7 protein-coding genes are annotated in these 7,052 nt (G+C 37.3%); 2 read left to right on the top strand and 5 right to left on the bottom strand.

Annotated features, from left to right (window positions below):
• Positions 1-52 precede the first annotated feature (52 nt).
• Positions 53-766: a glycoside hydrolase family 73 protein gene (locus HMPREF2877_RS05155; RefSeq protein ID WP_070578983.1), complete on the bottom strand. Its 714-nt coding sequence runs from the start codon at positions 764-766 to the stop codon at positions 53-55.
• A gap of 172 nt (positions 767-938) precedes the next feature.
• On the opposite strand from HMPREF2877_RS05155, the gene HMPREF2877_RS05150 reads away from it, so the two are divergent.
• A complete protein-coding gene (locus HMPREF2877_RS05150) occupies positions 939-1,946 on the top strand; it encodes a YeiH family protein (protein WP_004182420.1) in 1,008 nt (335 codons plus the stop codon).
• 54 nt (positions 1,947-2,000) lie between these two features.
• On the opposite strand, the gene HMPREF2877_RS05145 is transcribed toward HMPREF2877_RS05150, so the two are convergent.
• From HMPREF2877_RS05145 to HMPREF2877_RS05135, 3 genes are all read right to left on the bottom strand, one after another.
• Positions 2,001-2,315 (bottom strand): hypothetical protein, encoded by a 315-nt coding sequence (locus tag HMPREF2877_RS05145; RefSeq protein WP_004182419.1) that lies wholly within the window; start codon positions 2,313-2,315, stop codon positions 2,001-2,003.
• Between the two features lie 144 nt (positions 2,316-2,459).
• Positions 2,460-2,858, bottom strand: coding sequence for a hypothetical protein (locus HMPREF2877_RS05140; protein ID WP_004182418.1), 399 nt, complete (start codon positions 2,856-2,858; stop codon positions 2,460-2,462).
• Positions 2,859-3,076: 218 nt separating this feature from the next.
• A complete protein-coding gene (locus HMPREF2877_RS05135; RefSeq protein WP_045772396.1) occupies positions 3,077-4,621 on the bottom strand; it encodes a metal ABC transporter solute-binding protein, Zn/Mn family in 1,545 nt (514 codons plus the stop codon).
• A gap of 157 nt (positions 4,622-4,778) precedes the next feature.
• Between HMPREF2877_RS05135 and HMPREF2877_RS05130 the strand changes: the two genes are divergently transcribed.
• Positions 4,779-5,600 (top strand): PrsW family glutamic-type intramembrane protease, encoded by an 822-nt coding sequence (locus tag HMPREF2877_RS05130; RefSeq protein WP_070578980.1) that lies wholly within the window; start codon positions 4,779-4,781, stop codon positions 5,598-5,600.
• 54 nt (positions 5,601-5,654) lie between these two features.
• Here the strand turns inward: HMPREF2877_RS05130 and HMPREF2877_RS05125 are convergent, their stop codons facing one another.
• A complete protein-coding gene (locus tag HMPREF2877_RS05125) occupies positions 5,655-7,052 on the bottom strand; it encodes a C69 family dipeptidase (RefSeq protein WP_070578977.1) in 1,398 nt (465 codons plus the stop codon).

Genomic DNA, 7,052 nt, shown 5'->3' with positions numbered 1-7,052 from the left:
ACCCACTACAGTTGACAAAGAGCCCAAAAAAAGAGCCTTTCGACTCTCATTGTTATTTATAATCTTTATAGCTTGCCCAAGCCTCATCTATAGATAAGGTCTCAGCATCTGTATATGAGCCCCTATAGCTGTTCCAAACAAGGCCACTTGTTGAACCAGTTGCTTGGGTAACTGGAGCTTGATCATAGGCAGTCAAACCATAGTATGCAATAATGCTATTTAATTTAGAAGCGTAAAGACTGTCAGTTGCATAAGTTCCTGTCAATGCTTGAGTGGCATCTGCATAACTACTTGTATTTGATTTCCATGTGCCAGCATAAGTTGATGACGTCATCAAAGCAGCATAATCGGCTAAAGAATCGCTTAGACTTCCATAAGAACGGAAAGGTTCATCAATCTCATAAGTCTTCCCTGTACCATCGTCTTCCCATGTACGCATGGTCACAGAATTCCCATTATAAGTGCCTTTAATCCCGAAGAAGTTGTAATAAGGAGCTTGACTCAGACCTGACTGACCTGAATTTGATTCCAGAATGGCTTGAGCAATTAGAACAGAAGCATAGATATTGTAATCTTGACCAATCTGTCTAGCAGTCTCTCCGATATTATCAATAAAAGCCGTCGTAGTTTGATTGTAAGCAGCTTCAGCTTTAGCATTAACACTGTTATCATTTTTTCTATCTGTTGTAAAAGCTAGAACCAAAAAAAGTGAACACATAAAAGCTCCCACGGTAAAAATCATATACTTCTTTAAATGACGATACATACAACCCTTCCTTCATAAGATTTTTGATTATAATATTTTAATACTATTCTATCAGAAAAACTGACAAGTCGCAACTTTCAGAACTATTTTCCTTGATAAATAAAGCAAACATCACCTTTACATCATATTTATAATAAGCTATAATATAGTCAAATTTTAAGGAGATAGATGAATGAAAATAAAAGAATTCTTACCCGGATTAAGTATTGCAATACTTATATCTCTCCTAGCATGGTTCCTTGGAAACTTATTCCCTATTATTGGTGGGCCAGTCCTTGGTTTATTTATAGGACTTCTGCTAGGAATTATTTTAAGAGATTCTCAGAAACTTAAAGCAGGAATGCAATTCACTTCTAAAAAAGTATTACAATACGCTGTTATTCTTCTTGGATTTGGACTAAATCTTTCCCAAGTCTTTAAGGTTGGCGTAACATCACTTCCCATTATTCTAGTGACTATTACTACGGCACTGCTTACTGCTTATATCGTCCATCGCGTGTTCAAGCTAGATAGTGAAATTGCTACTTTAGTAGGTGTTGGCTCTTCTATTTGTGGGGGATCTGCTATCGCTGCAACTGCTCCTGTAATCAAGGCTAAAGATGAATCTATTGCAACAGCAATCTCTGTAATTTTCTTTTTCAACATCTTAGCAGCTCTACTCTTCCCTCACTTGGGATCCTGGTTGGGACTTAGTAATCAAGGCTTTGCCATATTTGCCGGAACAGCTGTCAACGATACTTCTTCTGTGACAGCTACAGCTAGTTCCTGGGATAGCTTACATGGAACATCCATTCTAGAGCAGGCGACAATTGTTAAGTTGACTCGAACACTTGCTATCATCCCTATAACTCTTGGGCTTTCTGTATGGCAGTCTCGAAAGGACAATACAAAGGAAGCCTTCTCGCTGACCAAAGCAGTGCCTAACTTTATCCTTTGGTTCCTTTTGGCTTCACTGATTACAACTGTTATAATGTCACTCGGTGTAACACCTGCCGTCTTTTCACCTTTAAAAGACCTTTCGAAATTTATGATTATTATGGCCATGACAGCTATTGGTTTCCAAACAAATCTCAAAAAACTAATCACTAAAGGAGGCCCAGCACTTCTAGTGGGAGGAGTCTGTTGGTTATTAATCAGTCTTGCTTCTCTTCTCATGCAAAAGGTATTAGGACTTTGGTAAAAGGCATCTTAAAAACTCACAATCTTGCTAAGTTTGTGAGTTTTTATTATAGAATCATTTTTTATACTCAAAGACATAGGTTTGAATAACCTTGTCCCCATCGTTAGTTACTTTCAAATCAACTTGATAACTTTTAGTTTCACCGCTAATATCCTGAACCCTATAAACACCGTCTTTTTTTACTAATGTAGTAGGTGCCTGTCCAGAATAATGTTTCACATCAATATGTGAAGAACCATCTAAAGACAAAGGCATAAGCCCGTTTAGAGAATAGAGTCCATAAAAAATAAGACACAAAACACTAAGTGAACTAAGGCTCACCAAATAATATTTCAAAAAATCCCCTGATTTCAACCCCTGATTACTCACTTCTTTATTATTTTCCTTTAATTTAAGAATCTTTTTATTAGAGCATTATCAAATTTATTCTACATATATTTGGGGATTTTGTCAAATTATTTGATGTTTATAATCTAAATTGTAAATCCATTACAAACTAAAAACCGTTAAGGACTAACGGCAATTTTTTATTTCTGAAATAACGTATTCAAGACGGCTATAGAGACCAAGTAATAAGTCGTAACTTCGATTTTCATTTTCTTTCAAAACAGTGAAAACTGTTGTACTATAGGTAAATTCAAAGAAGTCATCTAATTCCTTGAGCCAGTCATCAATAACCCCTAAATTTTGATCAATGATTGCAAACAAACTTGGTTGATACCAGATTGTACCTTCGATATAAAGGTTTTTGTCAGATAATTTAGATAGGGACACTTTCAAGTCAGCAAGCTCTCGTTTAGCAAGATTCGGTTCAATCTTTAAATCAAAAAGCAAGCGTGCATCATGATTTAGAATATCGAGTTCTGCTTGAAGCAGTTGAATATAATGTATCGCTACTAAATACTGGTTCATGGGTCTCTCCTGGTCATCTGAAAATCGTACTATTATTGTACCACTAAAGAATGAAAAAATGTAGTAATTATTTAATTTTTTACAGGATTTTTTTAGAAAAAATACCATGCTTTAAATTTCTATTTAAAAATAATGACACTAGCGATTTTCTAAGAGTTTAAGAAATGAAAGATTTTTTAAAAAAAGAAAAACACTCACGAATGAGTGCAATTCTAGTATTAATGACTAACCATTTCTTGTGCAATTTCCAAGCCACTAAGTTTTTCAGGATAGTAAGTTGGCCAATTGTCCATCTCTTTTAGAATCTCATCTTGGCTACTATTTCCGAAGAAAATATGGAAATGTGCTGAAGTTGTTGGATCTATTTGATGATCTGAAAATTGGACATATTGGTAAGGATTGTCAGCAGCTTGACTGTCAGTTGCTGTGAAGAGATAACGGACACCTTTTTTACCAGAAGCATAAGTCAAAATCTTATAACCATCATAACGATAAGTGTGTGTCACGCTACTTCCATCATTTTTTGTGAAAGTCATGGTCATCTTTTTACCATCAATAGCAATTTTAGAAACATCTGTTTGATAGCCCTTAGTGTAGTACTCTTTGTACTCTTGTGCGGTTTTATCCTTATTCAATAGAGATTTGTATTCAAATACTTGATCTAAAGTACCATCTTGGAGGTAAGGATAGACCGATTGCCACTCACCAGACCAATCAGAAAGTTCTCTATCTTTGACATCTTTGTCATCAAAGTAACCATTTTGGACTGTTTTCTTATCATCACTTCCTGTTTCAGGTTGGATAGCTTTCCCTTCAACATCTGTTGTTAAACGAAGATTCTTTAGGTTCTCAGTCATAACACTGACATAATCTTCACCTTTTTTCAACTGTTCCTTAGTTAGTGATTCAATTGGATTTAAAACTGCTGTCTTAACTCCTACTTCGTTAGCTAAGGTTTTGGCAACGCTACTTGAAGCATTTTCCTCAAAGTAGATATAGTTAATATCATATTCTTTGGCATACTTAGAAAGGCTAGCGATACGTTTTGCAGATGGATCAGATTCAGCTGAAACACCTGAAATTGGTACTTGTGTCAAACCGTAATCTAAAGCAAGGTAGGCAAAAGCTGAGTGCTGGGTAACAAAACTTTTCTGTTTCGCTTGACTAAAGGCTTCAGTATACTCCTTATCCAAAGTTTTTAATTTTTTAAGATATTTCTCAGCATTAGTTGTAAAGACTGCTTTTTTATCTGGGTGTTGAGCAATCAAACCGTCCCTAATAGTTTCAACTAATTTTTGAGAACGTTTAGGTGAGAGCCAAACATGAGGATCATATTCGTGGTGATGCTCTTCTCCACCGTGATCATGATCTTCTTCCTCTATTCCAGGTAAGAGAACCATGCCTTGACTTGCCTTAATGATTTTTGTATTTTTAGTGTTGATAGACTTTTCAACTTTTGGAACCCAGGTTTCCATATTTTCATTTAGGTAGACGAAAGTGTCTGCTTTTTCAATGTCAGCGACATTCTTAGTAGATGGTTGAAAATCGTGGGCTTCACTACCAGCGGGAATAAGATAAGACACCTCTCCCTCATCGCCAACAACCTGCTTTGTAAATTCATAAACAGGGTAAAAGCTGGTCACAACCTTCAAGTCACTATTTCCTTTGGAACCGTGGTGACTAGTCGTATAATAAATACCTGCACCAGCAGCTAAAACAACTGCTGCTATTCCTGCTAGGCCAAAAATGCGTTTCTTTTTCATGATATTCCTTTCAAAATACTTAACCAGTTAATAGTTTACTGGTTAAGTATATCACACTTCATTTATTTTGCAAGCCTTTAAATAAAAAAATTGAAATATTTCGATGAAAAAGAATTATTTGATATACTGGAAATATCATTTGGAAAGTAGGTTATACATGTTTCGTAAATTAACCCTATATCTTTTTTTATTGCTTGCATCCATTGGCCTGACTTATGATACGCAATCATACACCTCAGGTGCCTTGTCTGGTTCAGCATACGGTATTATTGGACTATCAACACTGATTGCCTTATGTTATATCCTACCAGGAATATTTCTGGTTCGATACTTAGGCAAGAGATGGCAGGTGAAACCACTTGTTCTCGTATTTGCTCTAATTGGTGGAGTCTTTATCACAGGATGGATAGCTGGTTATGCCAATACCATTTCTCACGACTGGGTGACTGCTCATCTTTCTTCAAAGAGTTTCTTCTACCGCTTTGAGGATGCCCTTATGGCCCCCCTAGTTGAAGAACCCCTCAAACTAGCTGCTTTTCTCTTTGCTATCTATATGGTGCCAACAAATAGTTACAAGGGACTCTTGCTAGTCGCTATTACGGAAGGTCTTGGCTTCCAGATTAGTGAAGACTTCTCCTATATCCTTTCAGATTTGCCTGATGGTTTTTCTTATACGATTTCGGGAATCCTTGGTCGAACTATTGGTGCTGTATCGTCTCACTGGCTTTACACGTCCTTCCTTGCTATGGGGCTAGTCCTTATATGGCGTTCACGTCAAAAACTCATTAATTCCAAGTACAGTCTTATTGGTATTCTTTATGCTTGTGGTGCTTTTGTGGCACACTTTGCTTGGAATTCACCTCTTCGAAATTTAGAAAGCGATTTGCCATGGGCATCAGGCCTTCTCATTTCACTCAATCTTTTCTTCTTCATTACACTTTATCAGCTCCTCTCGAAACTGGATGAAGAAAACAAATAAGATTAGACTACGAAAAAACCTTTCCCATTTTATGGAAAGGTTTTTTTGATGACTTTAATCACTCATAGAAAAACGATTGGTCATCAAATTACTTGCATCATCTAAGACTTTTGCCAATAGTTTATCCGTTTCTGACTGAATCTGTTCACTAATCTTTTGATTTTCTGCTTCAAAATCAATACTTTCATCATTAGCCAAAGCGGTATCAACATGATTAATCATGGTATGGCCAAGAGCCATCGTTGTTTCTACATAGGCATCCAAATCAGCCTCATGCTGTTGGAAATGAGGATTACAGATAGCAGCAATCAAGCGATTACTCCAGTAGAAATTGCCTGTATCTACTTTATCAGTTGTTTGACGGAAATAAGCAGGTGTTGTTCCGACCTGAGTCCAGAATGGCACCATTGTACCAAATGGCATTGATCCATAGGCTAACCACTGAATACCAGTTGTTTCTGATGGTTTGTTAGGACGCATTTGCAAGAGAGCTGTTTGACTAGTACGGTTAATACCAATTGGACGGAATTGGCGTTGACTTACCGCATCTCCTTGAGGTCCATAAGGATCATAAGGCGTATCTTGGTAATGAAGACTCAAAACGTATTTAACATCTTCAACTGTAATTTTGCGGTATGGTTTTTGGCACCATGGAATAAAGAATGATTTTGGATCATAGTCTTTTTCTGGGTTCAAAAATTTCTGCATAGCCCAAGCGCGTGGTGTATTATAATGACGGTCCTTATCTCGTTGGCTACCAAAAGCATAACGTGGATTAAAGTGTTCATTAGAATAAGTCAAATCCAAGTGATGTTTATTAATAAAATTTCGAATGTCTGGTGAGGCAAGATAGTCGTCTGGATTTTCAAACTCATAGTGGTCGATACCAAGTTGGTTTGGGTTAGTTACATAGGCATCGTCTGGAACACGTCTTGCGATCCAATGGTGACCACCAATTGTTTCCAACCACCAAATTTCTTCAGTGTCTGAAAAAGCAATACCATTTGACTCATAAGTTCCGTAAGTTTCAAGGAGTTGTCCCAAACGAAGGACACCTTCACGCGCCGTCTTGATATATGGCAAAACCAAAGTCAACATGTCCTCTTCTCCAAAACCATCTTTAACAAGAGGATCAGCGCCGAGAACACGCGCATTAGTCGTGATTGTTTCTGTTGCACTCATGGCAACATTAGCTGAGTTAATACCAGCTTCACCCCAAATACCGTCTTTCCCAAGCGCATCTGGGACAGAAGTATAACGTAGAGGATTATCTGGCAAATCAATTGAAAAATTGCTAAGCACAGACTGGTAATGACGCGGTTGGTCTTCAGGGGTCACGACGAGAAATTCTTTGGGCGTAAAAACGCCTGATTGAGAGTCCTCAGTACGTGCAATCATGGTAGAGCCGTCATATGAGGCTTTCTTACCTACTAAAATCGTTGTACAAGCCAT

The organism is Streptococcus sp. HMSC072D03 (genome assembly GCF_001812855.1).
In the GTDB taxonomy this organism is placed as follows: domain Bacteria; phylum Bacillota; class Bacilli; order Lactobacillales; family Streptococcaceae; genus Streptococcus; species Streptococcus salivarius_D.
The sequence above is the reverse complement of the archived record's forward strand: the minus strand, read 5'-3'. Positions and strand labels throughout refer to the sequence as shown.

Bases quoted from the DNA above. Each gene is read 5' to 3' on its own strand.
- HMPREF2877_RS05155 (WP_070578983.1), bottom strand. From the start codon at position 766: ATGTATCGTCATTTAAAGAAGTATATGATTTTTACCGTGGGAGCTTTT.
- HMPREF2877_RS05135 (WP_045772396.1), bottom strand. From the start codon at position 4,621: ATGAAAAAGAAACGCATTTTTGGCCTAGCAGGAATAGCAGCAGTTGTT.
- HMPREF2877_RS05150 (WP_004182420.1), top strand. From the start codon at position 939: ATGAAAATAAAAGAATTCTTACCCGGATTAAGTATTGCAATACTTATA.
- HMPREF2877_RS05130 (WP_070578980.1), top strand. From the start codon at position 4,779: ATGTTTCGTAAATTAACCCTATATCTTTTTTTATTGCTTGCATCCATT.
- HMPREF2877_RS05140 (WP_004182418.1), bottom strand. From the start codon at position 2,858: ATGAACCAGTATTTAGTAGCGATACATTATATTCAACTGCTTCAAGCA.
- HMPREF2877_RS05125 (WP_070578977.1), bottom strand. From the start codon at position 7,052: ATGGCTTGTACAACGATTTTAGTAGGTAAGAAAGCCTCATATGACGGC.